Raw genomic sequence first — 25,684 nt, forward strand, 5'->3', positions numbered from 1 at the left:
ACACCTGTTGAAAAAGGAGTCGGCAGATGAAGAACGGACAAGGCAGTCGGCCTGAAGATATTATCGACGTCAAACCGGTCAGGGTGGAAAGCCAACGGCAGGCGGCAGACGTGCCCGATATGACCGAAGAGCAGCGGCGCAATTATATGTATGTGATTTACGGCCTGTTTGCCGCCGGCATTTTTACCGGCGGGCTGGCCGTCCTGATCGGTGCCGTCATCGCCTATGCCAAACGCGAAGACATGGCCGGTACGATTTATGCCGACCACATCAGCTTTTTGATTAAAACCTTCTGGGTTTCGCTAGCAGGATTTGTCATCTGCTCCATACTGATGCTGATTTTAATCGGTTTTTGGCTGATGCCGCTGGTGGGAATATGGTATGTCTTCCGTGTAGTGGTCGGCATCATCCGCCTGCTGGACAACCGCACTGTAACGCCCAACGGCTGGCTGATGTAAGGCTTTTTCTGTTTTTCAGACGGCCTCCAATCTTTGTGAGGCCGTCTGAAAACTTCCCAAACCGTTTGACAGACAATACGGACAAGCATCATGGACACTTGGCACAACGGCCGCTGGTCGGGTGCGCGGCAGGCCTTTTCGCCCAACTGCGAACCGCGTCCGGCAGGCGAAACCGTCGAACTCGCGGTCATCCACAACATTTCCCTGCCGCCGTTCGAATACGGCACCGGCGCGGTAGAGAAACTCTTTACCAACAACATCGACGAAACGGAACATCCGTTTTACAACGTCATCAAAGACCTGCGCGTTTCCAGCCACTTCTTCATCACCCGCACGGGCGAAACGGTGCAGTTCGTCTCCTGCAACGACATGGCCTATCATGCAGGCGCGTCCTCGTTTCGCGGCCGGGAAAAATGCAACTCTTTTTCAGTCGGCATCGAACTGGAAGGCTGCGACTTCGAACCCTTCGCCGACGAACAATACGACGCGCTAAACCGCCTGCTCGCCGCCCTGCGCCGCCAATACCCGATAACGGCCGTTACCGGCCACCAAAACATCGCCCCCGGCCGCAAAACCGATCCCGGACAATTCTTCGACTGGGCGCAAATAGGCGGCTGCGACAGCGCACAGGCCGTCTGAAAAAGCAATACGGCTGATGACGGCGGCGAATTTCGCTATAATCCACGCCATTGCCAACCGAATAAGCGACAAACGGAAACTTATGGACGCAAAAATCTGGATTGCGGCAGCCATCGGCCTGCTGATTATCTTGGGCGTAATCGCCTACAACATGTATCAGGAAAACCAATACCGCCGCCAAGTGCGCGAACAATTCGGCCATGCCGACAAAGACGCGCTGCTTGAAAGCCAAACCGAATCCGTGCGCGACGGCAAAACCCACGGCGTCGCTGCCCCGCAGGGCAAACGAGGTAAACCGCTGGTCGTCGTCCGCCAGGCAGACGTCTCCCGCGAAGATGCCCCGCCTGCGTCTACAGCCAAAGCGCAAGTGACCTCCGAAAACAGCCGACCCGCACCGGCCAAAGAGAAGCCCGCGCAAACCGCACCGGCCGACCTCTTCTCCGAGCCCGACCAGGCCGAGACAGCGCAAAACGAAGCAGCCAAACCGCTGTCGTTTGCCGAAATCCGCGAACAGGAGAAAAAACCCGCGCGTGAAAAAGCCGTCCTCGTGATGGAGCAATTCCTCGCCGAACACGAAAACAACAAGAAAAATACGGACACTGAAGCAGAAGCCAAAGAATCCGTCCTGCAGAAAGCCGGCAGTGCGGGCGGCAACTACACCTTCGCTTCCGTTGCCGCACCCAAATACACGCAGGAAAAAAACACCGCCAAAGGCAAATTGCTGATGGACTTGGACGACATGGTGAAACAGGAGCTGCCCTGGTTCGAACCGCGCTTCGACTACATGGCCTACATCTCCCTGAGCGAGCCGCAGGAATTCCGCTCCCTGCCCCGCTTTTCCGGCCGCCACCGCTTCCAAATCGCCGGCTGCACCATGGACGGCGTATGGCAGACCGTAGAACCCGTGCCCAACATCTATTACCAAGGTTTCATCGTCGCGCTTCAAGCCATCTCCCGCAAAGGACTGGCCACCGTGCAGGAATTGGAAGCCTTCGGCAGCCAAGTCAACGAATTTGCCGCCAAACTCGATGCCGGCATGAAACTGATGGACATCCCCACCTTCCTCGAAACCGCCCGTCCTTTGGACGAATTGTGCGAACGCGTCGACCAAAGCATCGCCATGCACCTGATTTCACGCACCTCCGTCAGCGGTACCGAACTGCGGGCCGCCGTCGAGCGCGCGGGCTTCGAATTGAGCCACGACGGAGCCTTCCACCTCGACAACGGCAACGGCCGCCCGTTGTTCAGCATCGTTACCATGGACGGCAGCGCCTTCACCGCCGCCCTGCTCTCTTCCCAGCCTTATAAAGGTTTCAGCATCCTGTTCGACATCCCGCATGTTCCCGCAGGCAGCAAAAACTTCGACCGCTTTATGGATTTGACCGTCCGCTTCTCCAGCGAACTGGGTTTGGACTTGGTTAACGACAAACTGGAAGAACTGTCTATGGAATGGCTGAAAAATGTCGGCCGCTACGTCAATGCGCGACAAGAAGAAATGCGCAAAGTCGGCATCGAACCCGGCGGCGAACTGGCGCAACGGTTGTTCTCCTAATCCGGGCGGCATCTGCCTCAAGGCCGTCTGAAAATCAAAACGGGTACATGTTAAAATGCGCCCGTTTTGATTTTCAGACGGCCTTTTCAATATGACCACCCCGGCAAAACGCATCCGCCACCTCACCGACCTCCTCAACCGCTACGCCTACGAATACTACACCCTCGACGCGCCCAGCGTACCCGATGCCGAATACGACAAATTGTTCCGCGAACTCGAAGCGTTGGAACGAAACCATCCCGAGCTCAAACTGCCCGACAGCCCGACCCAGCGCGTCGGCGGCGAGCCTTTGGCGGGATTTGCCGAAGTGCGCCACGAAGTGCCGATGCTGTCGCTGACCAACGCCTTTTCCCCGCAAGATGAAAACGGCGTGTTCGACCATGCCGAAATGTACGCTTTCGACCAACGCGTGCGCGACGGTTTGGACGGCGGCAATCCCGAATACGTTATCGAACCCAAATTCGACGGCCTCGCCATCAGCCTGCTCTACCGCGACGGCGTATTGGTGCAGGCTGCGACACGCGGCGACGGCACGATAGGCGAAGACGTTACCCAAAACGTCAAAACCGTCGCCAACATCCCCCTGCGGCTGCACGGCGATAATCCGCCCGAATTCATCGAAGTCCGCGGCGAAGTGCTGATGCTCAAAGCCGACTTTACCGCCCTCAATAAAAGACAAACCGAAAACGGGCAAAAACCCTTTGCCAATCCGCGCAATGCCGCCGCCGGCAGCCTGCGCCAACTTGATTCGCGCATCACCGCGCAACGCAAACTGCACTTTTTCCCCTACTCGATTGCCCGCCAGCAAGGCGGTTTCGTCGCGGAAGAACACATCCAAGAACTCGCCTATTTCCAAGAACTCGGCTTCAGCCTGCCTAACGGCAATTTCGGCTGTTTCAAAAATATCGGCGAAGTATTGGCGTTTTACGAACAAATGCAGCAAAAACGCCCCTCCCTACCCTACGAAATCGACGGCATGGTGGTCAAAGTCAACAGCGTGGCGCAACAGCGCGAGCTCGGCTTCATCTCCCGCGCGCCACGCTGGGCGATTGCCCACAAGTTCCCTGCCGAAGAAGCCCTGACCGTCGTCGAAGCCATAGACGTGCAAATCGGGCGCACCGGCGCCGTTACCCCCGTCGCCCGCCTGCAACCCGTATTCGTCGGCGGCGTCACCGTAACCAACGCCACCCTGCACAATCAGGACGAAGTATCGCGCAAAGACGTGCGCGTCGGCGATACCGTCGTCGTGCGCCGCGCCGGAGACGTGATTCCCGAAGTTGTGCGCGTGATTTTCGAACGCCGCCCGATGCAGGAAACCGCCGTTTCCAACGTTTCAGACGACCTCAAGCATCAGCAAGACGACCTGTTTGCCGAAACACCGTCCGCAAACCAAACCCAATCCGTTCCGCTCCACAAGCCCTACCGCCTGCCAACCCACTGCCCCATCTGCCACAGCGAAATCGAACGCGAAGAAGGCGAAGCTGTCGCCCGATGCAGCGGCGGTATGCTTTGTCAGGCGCAACGCGCGCAAGGCTTAATCCACTTCGCCTCACGCAAAGCGATGGACATCGACGGACTCGGTCAAAAACAAATCGAGCAACTTGTCGCCCAAGACCTCGTCCGCCACTTCGCCGACCTCTACCGCCTCGACATCCCGACCTTGCAAAAAATGAAGGAAACGGCGGATAAAGCGTCGTCTGAAAACGAAAACGGCGACACAGAAACGGTTTCAGGCGACCTGTCTGAATCCAACACCCAAAACGGCAAAAAACAACCGACCAAGTGGGCGGAAAACATCCTTGCAGGCATAGAAGCCAGCAAAACGCCCGAACTCGCCCGCTTTCTATTCGCGCTCGGCATCCGCCACGTCGGCGAACGCACCGCCAAAACGCTGGCGCAGGCATTCGGCTCGCTGGAACACGTCCGCCGCGCACCCGAACCCATCCTCGCCTGCCTGCCCGACATCGGCACCGTCGTCGCCCGCTCCATCGCCCACTTCTTCGCCCAAGACGCGCAGCAGGCGATGATAAACGAGCTGCTCGCCGCAGGCGTTGCCCCGCAAACCCAAGCCGTTACCATCCCGCCTACCCGCCACGCCGAGCCGCAACGTTGGATTGCCCGCCTGCCCGGTTTCAAAATCAGCGAAAACAAAGCCCAAGCCTTATGGGAACTCGCCGGCAAAAGCATAGAAGGCCTGCAAACCGACAAAGCCCTCCCTGCCGACTGGCAAGCATGGCGCAGCGAACCACAAAACGCCGCCCTGCTCGAAAACCTGAAAACCTTCTTCGCCCAAACGTCGTCTGAAAACCAAGAAGCAACGGTTTCAGACGACCTCAACGAAGCCGTAGCAGGCAAAACCTTTGTGTTAACCGGCACCCTGCCCACCCTCAAACGCGACCAAGCTCAAGCCTTGATCGAAGCCGCAGGCGGCAAAGTTTCCGGCAGCGTGTCCAAAAAAACCGACTACGTCGTCGCCGGAGAAGCCGCCGGCAGCAAGCTGGAAAAAGCCAATGCCTTGGGTGTCGCGGTATTGAGTGAGGAAGAACTTTTGGCGATGCTGGGCTGAATACCCGCCAAACATACCGCAGATTAAACTAGGAAATCCACGCATCACAATTCTCCCCATATGCGGAAACAACGGCATAGAATTGCTGACTCGAATTTATAAAATAATGTCGTCTGAAAATTTTTCAGACGACCTTTATGGGTATAAATAAAAGGAAAAACATGGACAAAGGGAATAAACCCAATCGCTTATTATGGATATTAGGCATAGCCGCCGTCGCTGCATTTCTTATCGTCTTGGGATTGTATATCTCTTATTTCAAGAACTTATCCGTAACCAACGATTCCGCCACATGGGGGACATTCGGCGACTATCTGGGCGGCACGCTGAACCCCATCATCAGCTTCCTAGCCCTTATCGGCCTGCTCTATACCATTCATCAGCAAGCGCAGGAAATGCAAGCAACGCGCGAAGAGTTGAAACAGACAGCAGAACAGCAACGCCAACAGGTAGAACAACAAAGCCGCCAATCAGAGATTTTTAATCTGCAACAGTTTGAATCGACATTTTTTTCTTTGCTGGAACAGCACAATAAGGCTGTTGAAAAGATTGAAGCAGAATCAATACTTGAAAAATTACATGATATTTACAATAAGAAAATTGATCAAATTACCACACGCAAACCACCAGAAGAACTAAGCAATAGCCATGCAATAAAATCCATTAACCAACATTACGAGCTCAAAAGCTATTTCAATCTTTTATTCCAAATTTTAAAGTTTATATCAATCAGCTTGTCAAAAAATAGCAAATCAAACAATAGCGAAGATTCGAAAATTACTATCAAAGATTTTGTCTCAGATAACAAAATATCCAAGAAAAAACTAAACCAAGAATATATTACTCCTCAAGAAAGGATGTATAGCGACATACTCCGTTCTTTCATTCCAAATCACATTCTAAAATTACTGGCTTTAAATTGCCTGACGATTGATAAATTTTCACAATATGATGAATTAAAAACTCTTTACAATTTTCAAGGTTTATTAAACCGATACGCTCTACTGGAGCAATTACAATTATTCTTTACAGACATCAACAAAATAAACAGGTTCTATCGTTTTAATGGCGACGACGCTATACACTTTCTTCTTTTAACCAGCCATGCAGATATAGCTCCTGCTTTCGGGAACAATAAAATATTTGATAAGTCAAAATCTATATTTCAATATTATTTCGATGATTGGCTAACAGAAAATACAAAATTCTTACACGACAAACAATCTGAATTAAAAAATATCAAAAGAAAAATTATTAGATTAGAACCCATGCTGTGCGAAGAATATGAAAGGTTAGATATTTCTGAAAGAAAAGAACTGCTTATTTTACCTGAAGGGCAAAATTACTTCCGCCAACCAGACGATAATTTCAACGCATGGAAACAAGAGTATCTTGAGAAACTGAAAAATGAAAAAAAATATTATGAAGAAAAAATTAACGAAATTAATGCTGAGTTAAAACGAATAGAAGAAAACAAAAAAGCATGGTTAGAATTTCCGCAAATTGAAGATAACTAAACGATTTATTTCGTCTCATGATTTTCACTTCGAAAAGGCCGTCTGAAAACACCGTTTCAGACGGCCTGTAGCATTTTATCCAACTGCGCAAGATGGTGCGCCAACGTCGGGTCATAGTTCAAAGCCTGCAAGGGGGAGGCAATGCGGTGCGCACCGCCTGCTTTCAGGGCAACTGCGCGGGCGACGGCATCGGCCAAAGTCTGCGGGTTTGCGCGATTGAAGAAAAAGCCCGCTTCGGGTTTCATCACTTCGCAACAGGCCATGTTGTCGGCCAGTACGACGCGCGTGCCGCACAACACCGATTCGACGCCCACCAGGCCGAAGGGTTCGTACAGCGAGGCCATGATGGTGTAATCGGCGGCGCGGTATAAATCGGGCATATTGTTGCAAAAGCCGAGTTCCTGCACATTCTTCATCGGGCGCGGCAGGGGCGAACCGGCCACGGCCAGCCTGACGGGCAGCTCGGTACGTTCGAAAAATTCTGCCAGCAAATCCAGGCCTTTGCGTTTGTGGCCGGTAGACGGAAACAGGAAAACGGTTTCATCGTCGCGCCAGCCGTATTGCCGGCGTGTGGCGGCGATGCCGTCCGGATGAGGGGAAAAGCGGTCTGTGTCGGCCGGCGGATAGACGGTGCGGATTTTTTCAGACGGCACTTGATACAGTTCCACCAATTCGCGCCGCATCATTTCCGAATGCGCCATGATGGATTTGGCCGTGGCGTAGTTGCTGCGGTTGCGGCGGATGGTCAGGCGGTCGATGAGGTTGGGCTTCTGCCCCATCGCGCGCAGGTAGCCCAGATGGTTGCCGCCGCAAATGTATACGTCGGCATGGTCGGCGGGATTGCAGGCAATCAGGTATTCGTCTTTGCGGCGGATGCTGTCGAGCTGGCGGGCGAAAAAAAACGGCCGCAATTTTTTCGGGATTTTTTTTTGGTCGATTAAAACGGGTTCGATGTGCCGGTAAATCGGCAGTGTGTCGTCAAATTTCGCCGCATATACTTTCACTGCACGCCCTTGTGCCGTCATTTGCTTGACCAAGTCGAAAGTATAGCTTTCCATGCCGCCGCCGCTGCGGAAAACGTTGATGCTGATTGCGGTGTTTTTCATCAAGATTTCCTTAATGGTTGAACCCCGCCCTTCGGGGCGGCAGGTTTGGGGGTTTATTCAGGGCAACGCATGGACATGCGCCTTATGCACACTCCGGCGTGTTAAATCTTCAGAGCCCCTTATCAAAATTATTCGGATTTTACCCGAAAACATTTGAAGAGGCCGTCTGAAAACGTTTCAGACGGCCTCAATCACTCAATCGAACAACACCACCTGATTTAGCGACCTGCCTGCCAAGTCTTTGGGCGACAAATTCGGTTCTCCTTGCAGCGGCCAGTTTATGCCGACTGACGAATCGTTCCAAATCAGCGAATGTTCGGCTTTCGGGTTGTAATAATCCGTGCATTTGTAAACAAATTCGGCTTCATCGCTCAAAACATAAAAGCCGTGTGCGAAGCCTTCAGGTACCCAAAGCTGGCGTTTGTTTTCAGCCGACAGGATTTCGCCCGCCCATTTGCCGAAAGTCGGAGAACCTTTGCGCATATCGACGGCAACGTCAAATACTTCGCCGACAACAACGCGGACGAGTTTGCCTTGCGTGTTTTCGGTTTGGTAATGCAGGCCGCGCAATACGCCTTTGCCTGATTTGGAATGGTTTTCCTGTACGAAGGTGCGGTCGCAGACGTTGGCCTTAAACCATTCGTCGCGGAAGGTTTCCATAAAGAAGCCGCGCGCGTCGCCGAAGACTTGCGGTTCTAAAAGTTTGACTTCGGGAATAGCGGTATCAATGATGTTCATTGTTTTATCTTTCATCTAATAGGCCGTCTGAAAAGTTTCAGACGGCCTCAAACATTATTTTTTCAACAAGCGCAGCAAATATTGGCCGTATTGGTTTTTTGCCATCGGGCGGGCCAGTTCTTCCAAGCGGCCGTCTGAAAACCAGCCGTTGCGCCAGGCAATTTCTTCGAGACAGGCGACTTGCAGGTCTTGGATGTTCTGCACGGTTTGGACGAATGAGGCGGCTTCGTGCAGGCTTTCGTGCGTGCCGGTGTCCAACCATGCAAAGCCGCGTCCCAACAACTGAACAGACAATGAACCGTCGTCAAGATACATTTGATTCAGACTGGTGATTTCCAATTCACCACGTTCAGACGGCCTAACTTGTTTGGCGAACTCTATCACGCGGTTGTCGTAGAAATATAAGCCCGTTACCGCCCAGTCGGATTTGGGTTGTTTCGGTTTTTCTTCGATGGATAAGGCATTGAAGTTTTCATCAAATTCGACGACGCCGAAACGTTCGGGGTCTTTGACTTGGTAGCCGAACACGGTGGCGCCGTGTTTTTTAGAGGCGGCTTGTTTCAGAGTTTGGGTAAACGACTGGCCGTAGAAAATATTGTCGCCTAAGACCAAGCAGACATTGTCGTTGCCGATAAACTCTTCGCCGATGATGAATGCTTGCGCCAAGCCGTCGGGGCTGGGTTGTTCGGCATAGCTGATGGAGATGCCGAAATCGCTGCCGTCACCGAGCAGTCGTCTGAAAGAGGGATTGTCTTCGGGCGTGGTAATCACCAAGATTTCGCGTATTCCTGCCAGCATCAATACGGACAAGGGGTAGTAAATCATGGGTTTGTCGTACACGGGCAGGAGCTGTTTGGATACGCCGCGCGTGATGGGGTAGAGGCGTGTGCCGCTGCCGCCGGCAAGGATGATGCCTTTCATGGGTTTCTCCTGAAATGATGTATTTTGATTTTCAGACGACCTTTCTGATTGAAAAGGTCGTCTGAAAACTTATTTACCAGTGCCCAATCGTTCCAGGCGGTAGCTGCCGTTCAGTACATTTTGCCACCAAGTTTTGTTGTCCAAATACCATTGCACCGTTTTGCGGATACCGGATTCGAATGTTTCCTGCGGTTTCCAGCCCAGTTCCCTGCCGATTTTGGCGGCATCGATGGCATAGCGCACGTCATGACCGGGGCGGTCTTGCACGAAGGTAATCAAATCTTCGTAGCGCGCCACACCGGCCGGTTTTTCGGGAACGAGTTCTTCCAGCAGTGCACAGATGGTTTTGACCACTTCAATATTGGCTTTTTCATTGTGCCCGCCGATATTGTAGGTTTCGCCGACAACGCCTTCGGTAACAACCTGATACAGCGCGCGGGCGTGGTCTTCGACAAACAGCCAGTCGCGGATTTGCATCCCGTCGCCGTACACGGGTAGCGGTTTGCCGTCGAGCGCGTTCAGAATCATCAATGGAATGAGTTTTTCCGGGAAATGGTAAGGGCCGTAGTTGTTGGAGCAGTTGGTTACAATGGTCGGCAAACCGTAAGTACGCAACCATGCGCGGACGAGGTGGTCGCTGGACGCTTTAGAGGCAGAGTAGGGGCTGGACGGCGCGTAGGGCGTGGTTTCGGTAAACAAATCGTCCGTGCCGTGCAAATCGCCATAAACTTCATCGGTGGAAATATGGTGGAAACGGAAAGCTTCGCGTTTTTCAGACGGCATCCGTTGCCAGTAGGCACGTGCGGCTTCAAGCAGGTTGAACGTGCCGACGATGTTGGTTTGGATGAATTCGCCTGCTGAATCGATAGAGCGGTCAACATGACTTTCCGCCGCCAAGTGCATGACGGCATCTGGCCGGTGTTGGGCAAACACGCGGTCAAGTTCGGCACGATCGCAAATGTCCACTTGCTCAAAGGCGTAACGCGGGTTGTCGGCTACGTCGGTCAGCGATTCGAGATTGCCCGCGTAAGTTAATTTGTCGAGATTGACAGCAGAATTTTGGGTATTTTGGATGATGTGACGGACCACTGCCGAGCCGATAAAGCCCGCACCGCCGGTAACGAGGATTTTCATCAAAAGCCCTTTAGAATGATTACATGGTTAATTAAAATAAAAATGAGGGGCTGTATTCCAATAACAAATGCCGTCTGAAACCTATTCAGACGGCATTTGTTGCAAAAAATCATTCAAACGGAACAATCTGTCTGCCATAGCATTTATTCCGTTTCCGTTCCTCCTTCCGCCTTTTCATCCTATCAAGCTTGGTAAAAATCCGCTTGAACCGTTCGATTAAAGCCCGCTCCTGCCTCCTTGCCACTTTCCTGTCAGATTCCAAGCTGCTTCCAAGCCTACTGTCTTGACTACGGAAGGTCGTGTAATGCAATTCTTGAGCGCACAACGCAGGAACGATTTGGTAGGCCGGTACATTCCTTTCACCAAACAGGTTATATTTGAACAACATATGATCGACAGCTTCAAGTCTTCCAGTTTTCAAAATAGCAAACTGTGTCAAGAAAAACCGCATTGCTTCGCACGAAATGATATAGCCCGCCATGCCCATATGTTCGCTTTCCATCATGGCAAAAGTACGGTTTTGGTAATCAGGAATCCGGCTCGGGCTAATGATAACCCGGGAGAATATCGTCTCCAAACGGACAATAAAAGGTGTGCCGACGGCGAAACGCTCTTCCAGCCAAGCATCTTCAGCGAGGAACTTTTCCGCATTCTCACCGAGCAGGACATCGTCCTCGAATACGGCAACATATGGCAAACCTTCATCCAACGCCTGTTTCCACAATACGACATGGCTCATGAAACAAGCTTTTTCCACTTCGCTTAATAAGTGCTGTTTAGCCAATCCCGGCACCAACTCCTCCATCGCCCGATTCAGCTCTTCAGACGGCATCAGTGCATCAAAAAAACGGAACGGAATACCTCGTGCGCCGAAGATGTCGGCAATGTGTTTTCTGCGCGTTTGGGCAGAAGAAAGGCTGATTACCCGGTTTTCCATCGTCAATAAATCCCATGTAAAAATTTGGCAGACAGTCTTCTGCGCCACCTTTTGAATTTCTGCTTTATAGTCGGCGCGGAAAACTTGAATTCCCATTCTTCAGGAACGGTTTTCAAACTGGCTGCCAATTTACCGAACTGCTCTGCACCTAAAAAGCGGCAATGCCCGAGCCATTGTTTTTCCGGTCCGCAATAATGGCAAATTGAGACAGGCATGACCGCATTTATCCTATCCCGATAAAACGGATCATGATTTTCAGAGGCTGCGCCTTCCGCCATAAAATAATAAATAGCCGGCATAAAGTTGAAACGGCTGTTCACATAGCAGACCTGCCCTTTAAACAATCCGTTCAGAATATCCTGATCCTGATATTCCATAATGTCCTTGTATCGTTCCACCCACGCGCAGGACATTTTAAAAATATCGTTCTGCCGCCATTTTTTCAGATTGATCAGCAGCACGCCCGCATTGAAATAATATTCCTGCGCCTCCATACCGATTTTCTGCTTGTAGCCTTTATGGGGGTCATCAAGAAACAAATCTATGCACGCTCCGACCCAGTTGTCGCCCAAATCGGTTTCCCATAATGGCTTCAAGCTGTCTTTGACCAGTACATCTATATCCAAATACAGAACTTTATCGCAATCGGAGATACACTCCCCCAGCTTCAAACGCGCATAAGTCGTAATCGAAATATGTTTTATATTCAAAGGAAAAGTAGAAAAATCGTCGGAATTGACGGTAATGAAACGGATACTACTGTTTTCCCGCAGATTGGCGGCAACTGCCGCCCTGTTCGCCTCGCTGATGCCCGTATCGAGGACATAAAACCGGATTGCCGTATCGGGATGGACTGTTTCTACACTTTTCGCCGCCACACACAGATAGGCGGCATAATTGTTGTCTGCTGCAAATACGATGTTCATAACTGTCCTGTAAAACTACCGCAGAGGAATGATGCCAATCTGTCTATACTTTCGTCTCGACCCTATGCACCCGATTTTACTTAAAACACGAATCAAATGTTCTTTCAAAGTCCGCTGTACCTTGGTTTGCGTTACCTTATCCCACTCTTCGCGTTGCGACTGAAATCTTATACGATCTGTTTCCAATAAACTGCCCAATACGCTGTTTTGTTCATAAAACTTGGCATAATGCAACTCTTGTGCGCATAAAGCAGGATTGAGCTGATAAACAGGCATTCCTTCTTTATCGAAGGAACTGCTGAACATCATCCAATCAATAGGCCTAATCTTTTCAGTCGGCAGGCAAGCAAACCTTTCCAAGAAAAACTGCATCGCCTCGCACGAAACGATATAGCCCGCCGTACCCCAATGTTCGCTGCACAACAGATCGAATACGCGTTCCTGACATACCTTTATCCCACCTGTTTCAGTCTTGATCGGCATAAACATCGTCTCCAAACGGACAATAAAAGGTGTGCCGACGGCGAAACGCTCTTCCAGCCAAGCATCTTCGGCGAGGAACTTTTCCGCATTCTCACCGAGCAGGACATCGTCCTCGAATACGGCAACATATGGCAAGCCTTCATCCAACGCCTGTTTCCACAATACGACATGGCTCATGAAACAAGCTTTTTCCACTTCGCTCAATAAGTGCTGTTTAGCCAATCCCGGCACCAACTCCTCCATCGCCCGATTCAGCTCTTCAGACGGCATCAGTGCATCAAAAAAACGGAACGGAATACCCCGTGCGCCGAAGGTGTCGGCAATGTGTTTTCTGCGCGCTTGGGCAGAAGAAAGGCTGATTACCCGGTTTTCCATCATCTTCTCTATTTGAGCTCAAAATCGCCATGGTATTTCCAAGGGCGTAACATTTTCTTCAGAATTTTTCTATATTGCTGTACCGTGAACAGCTTCCTCATCACACGGTCTGCAACAAAATCCAAGCAATTGGCCAACGAATACTTTTCCAATGATAAAAAATATTCGTAAAGAAACAGACGGAGATGCTCAATATCTTGTTCGGGCAAAACTTTTTCATACAACTCATGTGCCGCTGATTTCATATGACTGTAATCAAGATGCTCAAGTCCAGTTCTGATGCCTGCCACTTTCAAATACCAGTCCCTAATTTCTTTTTTGATCTTCTGTGCTGTTTTACGCTGTTGCAGGTTGTGTTTGGAAGAAACTTGATTTTGATGGAAGCGATATTTGACCAATGGTTCGGGATAATTCGCCAGTTTGCCCAACTTACTGACTTCATACCAAAACTTGTAATCCTCGGCATGAATATAGTCGGGATCAAACCTCAAACCGCTGTCGATGACCGTACGGCGCATAATCATCGTATTGTTGTGGATGCAGTTTCCAAACGGAAAAAAAGACATAATTTCTTCATGAGTGAGGGGATTCTTCCAAATATCGCCATGCTGCCAATAATCGGAAAGCGTGCTGTTGTTTCCTGCTTTCGATAATATCTGCAAATAAGAACCCATTGCCATCAAATCAGAATCCGCCTCCAGCCTATCTACAATTTTTTCAATCCAATCCGGAGAAGCAATATCATCTGAATCAGTCCGCGCAATATATTTTCCCTTAACTTCGTTCAAGCCAATGTTTAACGAACCGACAATCCCTATATTTTTTGAATGTGAAAGAACCTTAAACCGACTGTCCTTCCGAGCGAAAGATTCAGCTATGCCAAGGGTTCCATCTGTAGAACCGTCATTGACCAAAACAATTTCCAGATTTTGATAAGTCTGCCCAAGCAATGCGTTCAGTGTTTCCTGAAGATAAGGTTCTACGTTGTACGCACAAATCAAAACAGAAACCAAAGGCTTCATCAGCTTTTCCCTTAATATAAAAGTCCATGCCGTCTGAAACCTGTTCAGACGGCATCGTTTTTTAAATAAGTTATTCGCCCAAGAGCGCAATATCCGCTACCGCGTTCATCTGCTCTGCCAAGCGGTTCAGCAGGTTCAGGCGGTTTTGTTTTACGGCGGGGTCTTCCGCCATCACCATCACGCCGTCGAAGAAGGCATCGACTTGCGGTTTGACGGAAGCCAGTTCGGACAAGGCGGTCTGGAAATTGCCTTCTGCAACGGCGGCGGCAATTTTTGGCTGCAAGCCTTGCGCGGCGGCGTACAGGGCTTTTTCTTCGTCTTGTTGCAGCAGGCTTTCATTGACTTCGCCCAGTGCGGCATCGGCTTTTTTCAGCAGGTTTTGCACGCGTTTGTTGGCGGCGGCGAGCGCGGCGGCTTCGGGCAGTTGTTTGAATGCGGCGACGGCTTGCAGTTTGGCGGTCAAATCGTCCAAACGGCGCGGCTGTTTGGCAAGTACGGCGGCAACAATGTCTTGCGAATAGTCGTTTTGCAGTAACACAGCAAGGCGCGCCTGCATGAAGTCGGCGGTTTCAGACGGCGTTTTCTCGTTGAGCAAACCTTTGGGGAAGCTGTCGAAAGTCGTCTGAATCAGCTCGTTCACGTCCAAACCATACTGCATCAGCATCCGCAAAATACCCAAGGTGGCGCGGCGCAGGGCGTAGGGGTCTTTGTCGCCGGTCGGAATCAGACCGATGCCCCAAATGCCGACCAAGGTTTCCAGTTTGTCGGCCAGCGCAACGGCAGTGGCGACTTTGCCGTTCGGCAGGTTGTCGCCGGCAAAACGCGGCTGGTAGTGCTGCTCGACGGCTTCGGCGATTTCTTCGGTTTCGCCGTCCAAGCGGGCATAGTATTTGCCCATCGTGCCTTGCAGTTCGGGGAACTCGCCGACCATTTCGGTCACCAAGTCGGCTTTTGCTAGACGCGCGGCGCGTTCGGCTGCGGCAGCATCCGCACCCAAAGTCTTGGCGATGTGGGCGGCGATGCTTTGCAGGCGTTCGATGCGTTCGGCTTGCGAGCCGATTTTGTTGTGGTACACCACGTTTGCCAGCTTGGGCAGGCGGCTTTCCAAAGTCGCTTTCTGGTCTTGCTTGTAGAAGAACTCGGCATCAGACAGGCGCGCGCGCAAAACGCGTTCGTTGCCTTGGATGATGTGCGACGGGTCTTCGGTTTTCAGGTTGGAGACCAGCAGGAAGCGGTTCATCAGCTTGCCGTTTTGGTCGAGCAGCGGGAAGTATTTTTGGTTTTGCTGCATGGTCAGAATCAGGCATTCTTGCGGCACGGCGAGGAAATGTTCTTCAAAACCGGCTTCCAAAACAACGGGGTATTCGACCAGTGCGGTCACTTCGTCCAACAGGGCCTCATCGGCGGCTACGGTGGCTTTCAGGTAGCCTGCCTGCTCGTTCAAGGCCGTCTGAATCGTGGCTTTGCGCTCGGCAAACGAAGCGACGACTTTGCCTTGCTCGCGCATTTGTGCGGCGTAGCTGTCGGCGTTTTCAATGGTGATTTCACCGCTGGACAGGAAGCGGTGTCCCAAGGTTTGATTGCCGCTTTGCAGGCCCAAGACGCTGACGTCCACGATGTCGCCGCCGTGCAGTACAACTAGCCCGTGAACGGGGCGCACGAAGGTAAACGTGCTGCTGCCCCAACGCATCACTTTCGGAATCGGCAGTTTCTTAACGGCTTGATTGATGATGTCTTCCAAAAGTTCGCCCAACGGTTTGCCGGTTTGGATGTATTCGTAGGCGTACACGTCCTGTTTGCCATCGTGGACGATGGTCAAGTCTTCGATTTTTGCCCCCGCACCGCGCGCAAAACCTTCCAAAGCCTTGGTCGGCGCACCGTCTTTCATGGTATTCGCTACGGCAGGGCCTTTTTTCACGATTTTCTGGTCGGCTTGAACGGCTTTGACGTTTTTAACTTGAACGGCCAAACGGCGCGGCGAGGCGTAGGCGGTGTATTCGGCTGCGCCGTCAATCAGTTGCGCTTTTTCCAAGCCTTCGGCAACAGAAGCGGCGAAGTGGTTGCCTAAATTATTCAGGGCTTTTGGGGGAAGTTCTTCGGTGAGAAGTTCGATTAAAAGGGTTTGGGTTGTCATGCGGGTTTCTTTCGATTTTTTGTTTTGTACCAATCGGTTTGTCTCATTCAAGATTTAGGGGCAGGCCGTCTGAAAGCGGAGCGGGAATGATTATGCGGCATTCGTTACGCCGTTTCCGGATGCTTGCTCAACTCGGCATAGTAACCTTGTTTTTCCAATAATTCTTTATGCGTTCCTTCTTCAATGATGCGGCCGTCGCTCATCACGATAATGCGGTCAGCCTGCTCGATGGTGGTCAGGCGGTGGGCGACGATGATGCTGGTCCGGCCGTGCATCAGGCGTTCCAATGCTTGCTGAACCAGCCGTTCGGATTCATTATCCAGCGCGCTGGTGGCTTCGTCGAGCAGCAGGATGGGTGCATCTTTCAGGATGGCGCGTGCAATGGAAACACGCTGCCGTTGGCCGCCTGAAAGTTTGTGGCCGTTCGCGCCGATTTCCATGTCCCACCCTTGCGGGTTTTGCCGGACAAAATCCCACAAGTTGGCGGCTTTCAGCGCGCGCTCCACCGAATCGGCATCGGCATCGGGACAACCGTAAAGCACGTTATTATACAGGGTATCGTCAAATAGAAATACATCTTGGGATACCAAGGCAAACTGTTTGCGCAGGCTTTCTAAGGTCAAATCGCCGATGTCGATGCCGTCAAGCGAGATGCGGCCGGATTCGGGCGTAATGAAGCGCGGCAATAGGTTGATGGCCGTGGTTTTTCCGCTGCCGGAACGGCCGACCATGGCGACTTTTTCCCCCGGCCGGATATGGAGCGTGAAATCGTCCAAGGCTTTGTTTTCCTGCCCGGGATAACGCACATCAATGTGCTCGAAACGGATGCTGCCTTTTGCGGTCTCGATGGTTTGCGTACCGTTGTCGGCCTCGTTTTCCGTATCGAGGAAGGCATATACGTTGTCAGCAGCGATAAACATGGCCTGCATGGGAATCCCGATGTTAGACAAGTTTTTAATCGGGCTGACCATTTGCAGCATGGCAATGATAAAGGCCATGAACTCGCCGATGGTGGTCGCACCGCTGCGGCTCTGCCACAAGGCGATGAAGATGACGACGGCTAATGCGGCTGAAGCAATAAACTCGCTGATGGGCGAACGGGCGGAGGAAGCCTGCGCGATTTTTTTGTTGATGCGGGTAATTTTTTGGTTTACCGCCGTGAAGCGGTCAAGAGCGTTTTGATAACCGCCGAACAATTTGACGATGCGGTGGCCCTGATGCAGTTCGTTAATGACGGTAGTCAGCTCCGCCATGCTGGTTTGTGCGCCGATTTGCGGTTCTTTCAGCCGGTTTCGGTAGTAGCGCGACAATCCCAGCAGCAACGGGAACATAACAACCACTACCAAGCTTAACTGCCAGTTGAGATACAGCAGGACGCACACCAAACCGGCCACAATCAGGCTGTCCCGGGTAACGGTGATGAAAACATCGGAAGCATTGGAAATGGCGATATTGGCCTGAACCAAAAAACGGCTGGAAATGTTGCCCGAAGATTCGGCCTGCTGTTTTTCGGACGACAAGTGCAGCATTTTGTCGAACATGTCCTGCCGCAAGTGTTTAATCGCCTCTATGCCGACCCAGGAAAGCAGATAGCTGCTGGAAAAGCGGCCGATGCCGCGCAAGGCTACCAACACCAGCAGGAACAAGGGCACAGCCCAGATTTTCTGCTCCGTCCCCCAAATCAGGTAGTTCATTTTGTCTTTGAAGGCAATCAGTGCGCCGTACCAATGCGCCGCCTCGCCGGACGCCGGTGCGGCCTGCGGCGCGGCAAAACCCTGATTGACCAAAGGGGCGATAAAGGCGGCAAGGTAGCTTTCCGTAGCCGCCACCACCATAATGGCCAGCAAAGCCCAGACAATGCGGATTTTGTAGGGTGCGAGGTATTTCAGCAGCCGCATAAAATTGCGGGTGTCTTTTTTATTGAACAGGCTGAAGTTTGTTTGTTCTGTCATGGGTTTCCGATTGGGATGTGTTGCCTCGGTTTTATTTTTTCAGACGGCCTCCGAAGGCCGTCTGAAAATCGGCGCGCCCGGATTCGGCGGCAAGGCGGATTATGCCACAAGCCGCCCTCTTCCGCCTTGGTGCGGCACGCTTCGCGCCTGCCGGTCAAACCCCGGCGGCATACTGCCGCAGCAGTTCGCGGAATTGCTCGCCGGTTTCGGGGTGTTTCAAACCGTAGGCGACGGTGGCTTCAAGATAGCCCAGTTTGCTGCCGCAGTCGTAGCGTTTGCCTTCAAAAGCATGGGCGAGGACGAACTCGTGGTCAAGCAGGCGGGCAATGCCGTCGGTCAGTTGGATTTCGTTGCCTGCGCCGCGCGGCAAATTGGTCAGAAGGTCGAAGATGCGCGGAGTCAGGATGTAGCGGCCGACAACGGCCAGGTTGGAGGGTGCTTCTTCGGGCTTCGGTTTTTCAACGATATTGGTAATCCGCTGGAAGTTTTTCAGTTTTTCCACTTCGACAATGCCGTAAGAGCCGGTTTGCGACGGATCGACGGTTTCCACCCCCAGTACGCTGTTGCCGCTTTGATTGTAAACTTCGACCATCTGTTTCAGCGCACCTTTGGGCGCATCAATCAAATCGTCGGCAAGGATGACGGCGAACGGTTCGTCGCCCACAGCCGCACGGGCGCACAATACGGCGTGTCCCAAGCCCAATGCTTCGGCCTGGCGGATATAAAGGCAGGTAATATTGGAAGGCAGGATGTCGCGGACGTGTTCCAGCAACTTGTCTTTATGGCGCATTTCCAGTTCGGTTTCCAACTCGTAGGCTTTGTCGAAATGGTCTTCGATGCTGCGTTTGTTACGACCGGTAATGAACACCATTTCGGTGCAGCCCGCTTTTACCGCTTCTTCCACCGCATATTGAATTAACGGTTTATCAACGATAGGCAGCATTTCTTTAGGACTGGCTTTGGTGGCGGGCAGGAAGCGCGTACCCATGCCTGCAACGGGGAAAACGGCTTTTTTAATCGGTTTCATCACATTTCCTTTTTCAGACGGATTTCTTGAAGCCGCCGATTCTACCTTCCGACAGGGCAGGCTTTCAACCGACAAAGGCCGTCTGAAAACCTGCTTTCAGACGGCCTCTATGATTGATCGGCTATTTATTCAGTTTATCCAACAGCTTGCCCAGAAGCCGTTGCAGCTCGCGGTGGTCTTTTTCGCTGAAACCCGCCCACAGGCCGCTGCGTTTTTCGTTCAACATCGGCTGTATCTGCTTGATGAGCTTTTCGCCTTCCTTGGTCAGGCTCAGCACGATTTGACGGCGGTCGTATTCGTTGATGCGGCGGGTTACCCATTTGTTGGCCACCATTTCGTCCGACAGGCGGGTGGCACTGGTGCGGGTCAGGTTCAGAATGTCGCTGAGGCGGGAAGGCATGATTTCCTGATCGGGGCTGAGGTATACCGCCAACAGCGACAACCACATATTTTCGTTGATGCCCGTGCCTTTCAGGCATTGGTTGAGGTTTTCGCTCATCGATTCGGCGGTCAGCCGTACAAGGCGTGCCGTCAGCGCTTCCTGCAAGGGATATTCCGGCAGTTTTTCCGCCAACGAGGTTAATTGTTCGGTTACTTCGGTACGTGAAAAGTTCATGCTGCTTCCATTCTTTCCGGTTGATTTCATTGCAGACGCAGCCTGCAATTAGTAGGAATCCGTATAGTAAACTGAGTAACTTGCAGCATGGCTGATTGTCGGATAATCGGTTATATCAATCGGTCAAACGGTTGTATTTTTCAGACGGCCAGCCTATTCCGCCCCCTCTTTCCGCGTTTGGCGTTCAAACTCTGCCAAAGACATATTCATGCTTTCCAAACCCGGTGTCAGGATGCGCGAAACGGCCTCGCCCACGGCATCCTGCGCGGTACGGGCGGGACGGTAGACGAAGAGTTTGAACAGTTCGTCCAACCCGATATGCTCGGCATTGGTTTTCAGCACCCAGCCGTGCTGCCCTTGGTAAACATAGCCGTGCCGCGCCAATTTTTCCAAAAGGTCGCCCAATTCGTCGTAGCCCATATTGATGCGGCTGCGGAAATCCTTAACGCGCAGGGTCAGGCCGTCGTTTTGCGCCCGATAGAGCATCAGCAGGATTTTCAATACGTCGTCGAAACGGCCGTGCGCGCCGAACGAGCGGCGGAATGCGTCGTCCTGCCAATAGGAAAGCGAAGCGGTCAGCACCGCGCCGGTGAGCAGCAGCATCCACAGCAGGTTCAGCCAGATGAGGAATACGGGGATGGCGGCAAACGCGCCGTAAATCAATGTATAGCTGTTGAACGTGCCGACATACCAGCCAAACCCGCGCTGAGCCAAATCGAGCAGCACGGCGGTCAGTGCGGCACCGATCAGCGCGTGACGGGCGGGCACATAGCGGTTGGGCACCACGCGGTACAGCAGCCACAGCGCGGCGGCGTTCATCACCAGCCCACCGACCGTTTTGATGACCTCTGAAAGCAGCGTATCTTGATTCTCCCATACCTGATGCCGCAGCAGCAGTTCCCACACCGACAAGCCCGCACCAATGGCCAACGGAGCAAAAGTCAGCAGCATCCAGTACACCAAAAACTGCGTCCACAGCGGACGGCGGTCCTGCGCACGCCAAATGCGGTTGAAGGTTTGGTCTATCGTACGGATCAGCATCACGGCGGTAACGCCGAGGAACACGATACCGATGGCGGTCAGATTGCCGGCGTTGTTTTGAAAAGTCGCCAAATAACCGTGCACCGCATCCGCACCCTTCGGCACCAGATAACCGTCTATCAGCTCAATGACCGACGACGACATATCGTCGAACACCGGAAAGGCCGACAAAATAACGATGGCAATAGTAAGCACCGGAACCAGGGCCAATAGCGTAGTGAATGTCAGACTGGCCGACACCTGCGGCACGTCCACCTCGTTAAACCGTTGGTAAAGAAAGCGGGCAAACCCGAACAGGCGCGACTCGCGCACGGCTTGCCATGATGGTTGTTTCAGCATATTCTGCCTTCGTCCGCCTGTTTTCAGACGGCCTCCGAAGCACGCAGAGGCCGTCTAAAAACGAATTTTCCGACATTATCCAAACATTTCTTCAATCATTCTAACGGAAAGCCACCATGAACCCAACTCCCCTCCCCCTGCTGGTTTTGTACTATTCGCAAAACGGCGGCACGCAAAACCTCGCCCGCCACATCGCACGCGGCATCGACAGCGTTGCCGGTTGCGAAGCCGTCGTCCGCACCGTACCGAAAGTCTCCGCCGTCTGCGAAGCGGTGGAAAACGACATCCCCGACGACGGTGCACCCTACTGCACGCCCGAAGAACTGAAAAACTGCGCCGGACTGGCCTTGGGCAGCCCCGTCCGCTTCGGCAACATGGCGGCGGCCGTCAAATACTTCCTCGACGGCACCATCCCGCACTGGCTTTCCGGCCACTTAATCGGCAAACCCGCCACCGTCTTCGCCAGCGGCGCCGGCCTTCACAGCGGGCAGGAATCCACCCTACTGAGCATGATGCTGCCGCTGCTGCACCACGGCATGATTATCTCAGGCATCCCGTTCTCCGAAGCCGCCCTCAACGAAACCCGCAGCGGCGGCACGCCCTACGGCGCAAGCCATGTCGCCGGACACGGCGGCAACCCCGCCCTGACCGCCGAAGAAGAAACGCTGGCCTTCGCGCAAGGCCAACGGCTGGCCCGGCTGGCACTGCAACTCAACCACCCGTAACCCCGCCCTCAACAAACAGGCCGTCTGAAAAACCGTCCGCAAGGTTTTCAGACGGCCTTTCGCATCCTGTCGCAGAGGCCGTCTGAAAGCACGGCTGAAAAACAACCGGTGCGCTTCCTTCCGTTTTTCTGATGGCCTCCATCAAAATTTCGGATTACACCCGTTTACACAAACTTACTATACTTCCTGCCAACGGCCGTCTGAAAGCCGTTCAAACAAAATATATATGACTACGACGGAGAAACTCCATGAGCAACACAAACGAAAAAAGCTATGCGGAACTGCACCGCCCTGCCTCGTCGTTCGACAACCGCGACGCCTACCTCGAACACGAACTGGAAATCCTGAATCCCAAACGCTGGAAAATCAACCTCCCCCTGCGCGACTACCGCTTCGAATGGGAAGACCTCATCCCCGCGATGGCCGGTACCATAGGCAAAGTCGTGATGGTGGGCGCGGTAGCGGCGGCCTTTGCCATCCCCTTGGGCCTGCCCGACGGCTTCGTCCTTGAAAACGTGCGCTACGAACTGCTGATTGCCTCGTTCTTCATCCTACTGCTATCGGGCTTCTTCCTGCCCACAGCCAACCTGCCCGGCACGCACGGCCCGCTCATCCCGCTCATCCCCATCGTGGTCGCCGCCGGCGGCCACCCGCTGGCCTTCGGCATCCTGATTGCCGTATTCGGCTTCATACTCGGTATATCCAAAGGCGGCAGCCTGATGGCCAAACTGACGGGCAACGGCGTCTGCGGCGGCCTGCTGCTCTACCTCGGCTTCATCGGCACCACCGGACAGGTGAAACAACTCTTCGAATGGGCGGGCAGTTTCAACATGTCGCATATCGCCTTCATCATCATCCTCGGCACCATCATCCTCTACGCCCTGCTGGAACACTGGCAAAAACGTTGGCTGGCCGTACCTTTGGGCTGCCTGCTGGCAGGCGTAACCGCCTACATCCTCGGCGCACCCTTCGCCTTCAAAACCGCCCCCGGCCTGCCGCCGCTCTCTCCGAACTACTGGTGGGGCGAAAACACCGGCTGGATGCTCGGCTGGCCGACCCTCGACAGCTTCCTGGTCGTCTTCCCCTTCGCCGTACTGGCCGTAGCCATGTGGTCGCCCGACTTCCTCGGCCATCAGGTTTTCCAAAAACTGAGCTACCCCGAAAAAGCCGAACGCGCGCACATGAACATCGACGACACCATGGTCAGCTGTGCCGCACGCCAGGCCGCAGGTTCACTCTTGGGCGGCGCGAACTTCACCTCATCATGGGGCACCTACATCATCCCCGCCTCCGTGGCCAAACGCCCGATTCCCGCAGGCGCGATCCTCACCGCCGTCTTCTGCATCATCGCCAGCATCTGGGGTTATCCGATGGACTTGGCGATATGGAAACCCGTATTGAGCGTGGCACTGATTGTCGGCGTATACGTCCCGCTGCTTGAAGCAGGTATGGAAATGACGCGCAAAGGCAAAACCACCCAATCTGCCGCCATCGTCGTTTTCTCATCCGCACTGGTCAATCCCGTTTTCGGCTGGTCGCTGACCATGCTGCTCGACAACCTCGGCCTCATCGGCTGTAAAGCGCGCAGCGCGGAGTTGGGTTTTGTCGGCCGCGTCGTCGTCCCAACCGTCGGCTTCGTCATCCTCTGCCTGGCCATGGGCGCGGTCGGTATGTTCCCGGGCATTCCCGCCTTCCTGCCTCATTTCCAAAAAATGTAGCAGCAGGCTAAAAATAAAAAAGGCCGTCTGAAAACCATGTAATCGGCTTTTCAGACGGCCTTTTAAGTAGGTTTGATAATGTTTGGGGATAATCATGTAGCTGTCGGTAAAAATAAAAAAGCCGACTTTTAAGGCAAATTTTTGAATTTGACAGATATAGTGAATTAAATTTAAACCAGTACAGCGTTGGCTTGCCTTGACGTACTATTTGTACTGTCTGCGGCTCGCCGCCTTGTCCTGATTTAAATTTAATCCACTATAGTGTGCGTTTTAAATCACTCCAGGAACAGTCTCAAAATCCGCAGTTTCGGCAGCAGAACGAACAACCCTGAAAAGCAAATGGCTTCATAGCAAAATTTGCGCAGCATCAATATTTTCTGTTTTTTTCGGTACAAAGTATGACCTATACCAATATTTGTCATTGCAGCAGTGTAGCAATTGATACGATATATGATAAAATTTCCTAGTTGTTTTATAAAACAGCACCTTAACCATAAATTTAAGAAGGATAGAACATGAACAAATTACTGATTGCCGTAATGATGATGGCCGCTTTGGCAGCCTGCTCCCAAGAAGCTAAGCAAGAAACTAAAGAAGCAGCCCAAGCCATTGCATCCGATGTTAAAAACAATACGGCTTCCGCCGTTGATGCCGCTGCATCTTCCGTTCAGGAAGCTGCAAGCAAAGTAGCAGATACTGCAGAGAAAGCTGCATCTGAAGTTAAAGAAGCCGTTGCTCCTGAAACCAAACCAGTAGAAAAAGCTGAAGCTCCTGCTGCCAAAGTAGACGGCAAAGCTGTTTACGAAGCCAGCTGTAAAGCATGTCATAGCGGCAACATTCCAGGCGCCCCGGGCGTAGGTAAAAAAGACGAGTGGGGGCCACGTATCAAACAAGGTCAAGAAACTCTGCACAAACATGCAATTGAAGGCTTCAAAGGCATGCCTGCCAAAGGCGGTAACGAAGGTTTAAGCGACGACGAAGTTAAAGCGGCAGTTGACTTTATGGCTAACGAGTCCGGTGCCAAATTCTAAATCGTATAAATAATGAAAACGCACCTTGCAATAAGGTGCGTTTTTTATGGTAAAACTCTCGAAAATAAAGAAAGTAACTTATCTAATTCCTGCTCAGCAAAATATGCTTGTGATACTTTGTAGGAAATCATCGCGTTGTTTACACCACAGGTTGAGAATGAAGCCTGCAAGATCTCAAACGACGTATCACCATTCAAACTGTAGTGCGGCTTCACCGTATTATAGAAAGTAACCAAGCGACACAGTTCCTTATGCCACATTCTACCTTGACCAGGCATTTCATTCCGTACTTTGCCTGTTTGAAGCGGTTGTTGATGCCGGTTTGAGGGTTGAGCAGCCTACCTCTTGCGGCTTTAAGCGCACAGTAGACGGCGACTCGGCTGATTTGGTAAAGGCGGGCCGGGAAGAGGACGCTTTCCTTCTCTTGTGCGCAGGCTGACTACATGGCTTGGCGATGATATGGAGTGAAGCGGGTGTTTTTGCGCATGTTCATGTTTCAATATTCTCTTGGAAATACTGTAAACAATACTGCTGGTTCCTATACTAACCGCCTAATACAATTACTGATGCAAATCCACTGCAACCATAGCCAAAAACAAACAGAAAACGAACTACTCAAAATAAATTACAAAGATAAATTAGCAGAGCAATAGACCTCTTGCGAAAATATTCATCCCATCGCATTAATCAGTCCTGCAATCAGATTTACCCTTAACCCGAACCGTTT

At 52.2% G+C, this 25,684-nt stretch carries 21 protein-coding genes and 2 pseudogenes; 8 read left to right on the forward strand and 15 right to left on the reverse strand.

Annotation, left to right across the window (positions count from 1 at the left end; genetic code table 11):
• Positions 1–26 precede the first annotated feature (26 nt).
• The 5 genes from ACTHSL_RS04045 to ACTHSL_RS04065 all read left to right on the forward strand — a co-directional run bounded on the left by ACTHSL_RS04045 (position 27) and on the right by ACTHSL_RS04065 (position 6,732).
• Positions 27–458 (forward strand): DUF4870 family protein, encoded by a 432-nt coding sequence (locus ACTHSL_RS04045; RefSeq protein WP_440380429.1) that lies wholly within the window; start codon positions 27–29, stop codon positions 456–458.
• A gap of 90 nt (positions 459–548) precedes the next feature.
• Positions 549–1,097, forward strand: coding sequence for a 1,6-anhydro-N-acetylmuramyl-L-alanine amidase AmpD (gene ampD, locus ACTHSL_RS04050; protein WP_440380430.1), 549 nt, complete (start codon positions 549–551; stop codon positions 1,095–1,097).
• Between the two features lie 82 nt (positions 1,098–1,179).
• Entirely contained in the window at positions 1,180–2,649 is a 1,470-nt protein-coding gene (locus ACTHSL_RS04055; protein ID WP_440380431.1) for a cell division protein ZipA C-terminal FtsZ-binding domain-containing protein, read from the forward strand.
• Positions 2,650–2,740: 91 nt separating this feature from the next.
• Positions 2,741–5,215, forward strand: a complete 2,475-nt coding sequence (gene ligA, locus ACTHSL_RS04060) for an NAD-dependent DNA ligase LigA (RefSeq protein WP_440380432.1) — start codon at positions 2,741–2,743, stop codon at positions 5,213–5,215.
• Between the two features lie 161 nt (positions 5,216–5,376).
• Entirely contained in the window at positions 5,377–6,732 is a 1,356-nt protein-coding gene (locus ACTHSL_RS04065) for a putative phage abortive infection protein (RefSeq protein WP_440380433.1), read from the forward strand.
• A 56-nt stretch (positions 6,733–6,788) separates the two neighbouring features.
• Here ACTHSL_RS04065 and ACTHSL_RS04070 read toward each other — a convergent pair whose 3' ends face one another.
• The 13 genes from ACTHSL_RS04070 to ACTHSL_RS04130 all read right to left on the reverse strand — a co-directional run bounded on the left by ACTHSL_RS04070 (position 6,789) and on the right by ACTHSL_RS04130 (position 21,483).
• Complete coding sequence (locus tag ACTHSL_RS04070) at positions 6,789–7,838, reverse strand: glycosyltransferase family 4 protein (RefSeq protein WP_440380434.1); 1,050 nt, start codon at positions 7,836–7,838, stop codon at positions 6,789–6,791.
• 195 nt (positions 7,839–8,033) lie between these two features.
• Positions 8,034–8,576 carry a dTDP-4-dehydrorhamnose 3,5-epimerase gene (gene rfbC / locus ACTHSL_RS04075; protein WP_440380435.1) on the reverse strand — a complete coding sequence of 181 codons (543 nt, stop codon included), beginning with the start codon at positions 8,574–8,576 and terminating at the stop codon, positions 8,034–8,036.
• A gap of 54 nt (positions 8,577–8,630) precedes the next feature.
• Entirely contained in the window at positions 8,631–9,497 is an 867-nt protein-coding gene (rfbA, locus tag ACTHSL_RS04080) for a glucose-1-phosphate thymidylyltransferase RfbA (protein ID WP_440380436.1), read from the reverse strand.
• 69 nt (positions 9,498–9,566) lie between these two features.
• Positions 9,567–10,631: a dTDP-glucose 4,6-dehydratase gene (gene rfbB / locus ACTHSL_RS04085; protein WP_440380437.1), complete on the reverse strand. Its 1,065-nt coding sequence runs from the start codon at positions 10,629–10,631 to the stop codon at positions 9,567–9,569.
• Positions 10,632–10,740: 109 nt separating this feature from the next.
• Positions 10,741–11,568 (reverse strand): glycosyltransferase family 25 protein, encoded by an 828-nt coding sequence (locus tag ACTHSL_RS04090; RefSeq protein ID WP_440380450.1) that lies wholly within the window; start codon positions 11,566–11,568, stop codon positions 10,741–10,743.
• Positions 11,569–11,570: 2 nt separating this feature from the next.
• Entirely contained in the window at positions 11,571–12,494 is a 924-nt protein-coding gene (locus ACTHSL_RS04095) for a glycosyltransferase family 8 protein (protein ID WP_440380438.1), read from the reverse strand.
• Positions 12,495–12,509: 15 nt separating this feature from the next.
• Complete coding sequence (locus ACTHSL_RS04100; protein WP_440380451.1) at positions 12,510–13,352, reverse strand: glycosyltransferase family 25 protein; 843 nt, start codon at positions 13,350–13,352, stop codon at positions 12,510–12,512.
• An 8-nt stretch (positions 13,353–13,360) separates the two neighbouring features.
• Positions 13,361–14,374, reverse strand: a complete 1,014-nt coding sequence (locus ACTHSL_RS04105; protein WP_440380439.1) for a glycosyltransferase family 2 protein — start codon at positions 14,372–14,374, stop codon at positions 13,361–13,363.
• A gap of 70 nt (positions 14,375–14,444) precedes the next feature.
• Positions 14,445–16,508 carry a glycine--tRNA ligase subunit beta gene (glyS, locus tag ACTHSL_RS04110; protein WP_440380440.1) on the reverse strand — a complete coding sequence of 688 codons (2,064 nt, stop codon included), beginning with the start codon at positions 16,506–16,508 and terminating at the stop codon, positions 14,445–14,447.
• A 104-nt stretch (positions 16,509–16,612) separates the two neighbouring features.
• Positions 16,613–18,460 carry a lipid A export permease/ATP-binding protein MsbA gene (msbA, locus tag ACTHSL_RS04115; protein WP_440380441.1) on the reverse strand — a complete coding sequence of 616 codons (1,848 nt, stop codon included), beginning with the start codon at positions 18,458–18,460 and terminating at the stop codon, positions 16,613–16,615.
• Positions 18,461–18,614: 154 nt separating this feature from the next.
• Positions 18,615–19,487 (reverse strand): UTP--glucose-1-phosphate uridylyltransferase GalU, encoded by an 873-nt coding sequence (gene galU, locus ACTHSL_RS04120; protein ID WP_440380442.1) that lies wholly within the window; start codon positions 19,485–19,487, stop codon positions 18,615–18,617.
• Positions 19,488–19,608: 121 nt separating this feature from the next.
• Positions 19,609–20,103, reverse strand: a complete 495-nt coding sequence (locus ACTHSL_RS04125) for a MarR family transcriptional regulator (protein WP_049251341.1) — start codon at positions 20,101–20,103, stop codon at positions 19,609–19,611.
• Positions 20,104–20,256: 153 nt separating this feature from the next.
• Positions 20,257–21,483 (reverse strand): YihY family inner membrane protein, encoded by a 1,227-nt coding sequence (locus tag ACTHSL_RS04130; RefSeq protein WP_440380443.1) that lies wholly within the window; start codon positions 21,481–21,483, stop codon positions 20,257–20,259.
• Between the two features lie 116 nt (positions 21,484–21,599).
• On the opposite strand from ACTHSL_RS04130, the gene wrbA reads away from it, so the two are divergent.
• Positions 21,600–22,208 (forward strand): NAD(P)H:quinone oxidoreductase, encoded by a 609-nt coding sequence (gene wrbA, locus ACTHSL_RS04135; protein WP_440380444.1) that lies wholly within the window; start codon positions 21,600–21,602, stop codon positions 22,206–22,208.
• Positions 22,209–22,456: 248 nt separating this feature from the next.
• On the forward strand, positions 22,457–23,926 hold the full coding sequence (locus tag ACTHSL_RS04140) for a DUF3360 family protein (protein WP_440380445.1): 1,470 nt from the start codon (positions 22,457–22,459) through the stop codon (positions 23,924–23,926).
• Positions 23,927–24,029: 103 nt separating this feature from the next.
• Here the strand turns inward: ACTHSL_RS04140 and ACTHSL_RS04145 are convergent.
• Positions 24,030–24,187: pseudogene (locus ACTHSL_RS04145) on the reverse strand (IS5/IS1182 family transposase); the annotation flags it as partial.
• Between the two features lie 254 nt (positions 24,188–24,441).
• Between ACTHSL_RS04145 and ACTHSL_RS04150 the strand changes: the two are divergent.
• Positions 24,442–24,957, forward strand: a complete 516-nt coding sequence (locus tag ACTHSL_RS04150; protein ID WP_440380446.1) for a c-type cytochrome — start codon at positions 24,442–24,444, stop codon at positions 24,955–24,957.
• A 247-nt stretch (positions 24,958–25,204) separates the two neighbouring features.
• Here the strand turns inward: ACTHSL_RS04150 and ACTHSL_RS04155 are convergent.
• Positions 25,205–25,450: pseudogene (locus tag ACTHSL_RS04155) on the reverse strand (IS481 family transposase); the annotation flags it as partial.
• Positions 25,451–25,684: the final 234 nt, after the last annotated feature.

The sequence above is a fragment of the Neisseria sp. P0008.S010 genome, assembly GCF_051962715.1.
GTDB lineage: Bacteria > Pseudomonadota > Gammaproteobacteria > Burkholderiales > Neisseriaceae > Neisseria > Neisseria elongata.

Bases quoted from the DNA above. Each gene is read 5' to 3' on its own strand.
- ACTHSL_RS04045 (WP_440380429.1), top strand. From the start codon at position 27: ATGAAGAACGGACAAGGCAGTCGGCCTGAAGATATTATCGACGTCAAA.
- ampD (WP_440380430.1), top strand. From the start codon at position 549: ATGGACACTTGGCACAACGGCCGCTGGTCGGGTGCGCGGCAGGCCTTT.
- ACTHSL_RS04055 (WP_440380431.1), top strand. From the start codon at position 1,180: ATGGACGCAAAAATCTGGATTGCGGCAGCCATCGGCCTGCTGATTATC.
- ligA (WP_440380432.1), top strand. From the start codon at position 2,741: ATGACCACCCCGGCAAAACGCATCCGCCACCTCACCGACCTCCTCAAC.
- ACTHSL_RS04065 (WP_440380433.1), top strand. From the start codon at position 5,377: ATGGACAAAGGGAATAAACCCAATCGCTTATTATGGATATTAGGCATA.
- ACTHSL_RS04070 (WP_440380434.1), bottom strand. From the start codon at position 7,838: ATGAAAAACACCGCAATCAGCATCAACGTTTTCCGCAGCGGCGGCGGC.
- rfbC (WP_440380435.1), bottom strand. From the start codon at position 8,576: ATGAACATCATTGATACCGCTATTCCCGAAGTCAAACTTTTAGAACCG.
- rfbA (WP_440380436.1), bottom strand. From the start codon at position 9,497: ATGAAAGGCATCATCCTTGCCGGCGGCAGCGGCACACGCCTCTACCCC.
- rfbB (WP_440380437.1), bottom strand. From the start codon at position 10,631: ATGAAAATCCTCGTTACCGGCGGTGCGGGCTTTATCGGCTCGGCAGTG.
- ACTHSL_RS04090 (WP_440380450.1), bottom strand. From the start codon at position 11,568: ATGGAAAACCGGGTAATCAGCCTTTCTTCTGCCCAAACGCGCAGAAAA.
- ACTHSL_RS04095 (WP_440380438.1), bottom strand. From the start codon at position 12,494: ATGAACATCGTATTTGCAGCAGACAACAATTATGCCGCCTATCTGTGT.
- ACTHSL_RS04100 (WP_440380451.1), bottom strand. From the start codon at position 13,352: ATGGAAAACCGGGTAATCAGCCTTTCTTCTGCCCAAGCGCGCAGAAAA.
- ACTHSL_RS04105 (WP_440380439.1), bottom strand. From the start codon at position 14,374: ATGAAGCCTTTGGTTTCTGTTTTGATTTGTGCGTACAACGTAGAACCT.
- glyS (WP_440380440.1), bottom strand. From the start codon at position 16,508: ATGACAACCCAAACCCTTTTAATCGAACTTCTCACCGAAGAACTTCCC.
- msbA (WP_440380441.1), bottom strand. From the start codon at position 18,460: ATGACAGAACAAACAAACTTCAGCCTGTTCAATAAAAAAGACACCCGC.
- galU (WP_440380442.1), bottom strand. From the start codon at position 19,487: ATGAAACCGATTAAAAAAGCCGTTTTCCCCGTTGCAGGCATGGGTACG.
- ACTHSL_RS04125 (WP_049251341.1), bottom strand. From the start codon at position 20,103: ATGAACTTTTCACGTACCGAAGTAACCGAACAATTAACCTCGTTGGCG.
- ACTHSL_RS04130 (WP_440380443.1), bottom strand. From the start codon at position 21,483: ATGCTGAAACAACCATCATGGCAAGCCGTGCGCGAGTCGCGCCTGTTC.
- wrbA (WP_440380444.1), top strand. From the start codon at position 21,600: ATGAACCCAACTCCCCTCCCCCTGCTGGTTTTGTACTATTCGCAAAAC.
- ACTHSL_RS04140 (WP_440380445.1), top strand. From the start codon at position 22,457: ATGAGCAACACAAACGAAAAAAGCTATGCGGAACTGCACCGCCCTGCC.
- ACTHSL_RS04150 (WP_440380446.1), top strand. From the start codon at position 24,442: ATGAACAAATTACTGATTGCCGTAATGATGATGGCCGCTTTGGCAGCC.